Here is a 1,043-nt window from a genome sequence, read left to right on the forward strand (position 1 = left end):
CCTTAGGCTTACGGTGAAAGAGATTCTCACTCTTTTTTCGCTACTTATACCGGCATTCTCACTTCCAGTCGCTCCACCAGTCCTCACGGTCTGACTTCACAGCTCCTGGAACGCTCTCCTACCACTTGCATCATCGATGCAAATCCGTAGCTTCGGTGGTGTGTTTAGCCCCGGTACATTTTCGGCGCAGCGTCACTCGACCAGTGAGCTATTACGCACTCTTTCAATGATAGCTGCTTCTAAGCTAACATCCTGGTTGTCTAAGCAACGCCACATCCTTTTCCACTTAACACACACTTAGGGACCTTAGCTGACGGTCTGGGCTGTTCCCCTCTTGACCATGAACCTTCTCACCCATGGTCTGACTCCTCGACGCGAGTCGCTGGCATTCGGAGTTTGACTGAACTCGGTAACCCGGTAGGGGCCCCTCATCCAATCAGTGCTCTACCTCCAGGACTCCTGGCCGAAGGCTAGCCCTAAAGCTATTTCGGAGAGAACCAGCTATCTCCGTGTTCGATTGGCATTTCACCCCTACCCACCCCTCATCCCCGTAATTTTCAACTTACGTGGGTTCGGGCCTCCAGTCAGTATTACCTGACCTTCACCCTGGAGATGGGTAGATCACACGGTTTCGGGTCTACGACCGTCTACTCGAGACGCCCTGTTCAGACTCGCTTTCGCTGCGGCTCCACACCTACGGTGCTTAACCTTGCAGCCGATCGTAACTCGCCGGTCCATTCTACAAAAGGTACGCCGTCACCCATTAACGGGCTCCGACTACTTGTAGGCACACGGTTTCAGGTTCTCTTTCACTCCCCTTCCGGGGTGCTTTTCACCTTTCCCTCACGGTACTGGTTCACTATCGGTTACCAGGGAGTATTTAGCCTTGGGAGATGGTCCTCCCGGATTCCGACGAAATTTCTCGTGTTTCGCCGTACTCAGGATCCACTCCGGAGGAGGGAGGATGTCGGCTACAGGGCTGTTACCTGCTATGGCTGGACGTTCCAGTCCGATTCGCCTATCCTCCCTCTTGGTAACTCCAA

General features: G+C 53.7%; 1 rRNA gene. It reads right to left on the minus strand.

Annotated features, from left to right (window positions below):
- A 23S ribosomal RNA gene (locus BLU03_RS13495) occupies nucleotides 1–1,043 on the minus strand; the annotation flags it as partial.

The sequence above is a fragment of the Salimicrobium album genome (assembly GCF_900107115.1).
Taxonomy (GTDB): Bacteria; Bacillota; Bacilli; order Bacillales; family Halobacillaceae; genus Salimicrobium; species Salimicrobium album.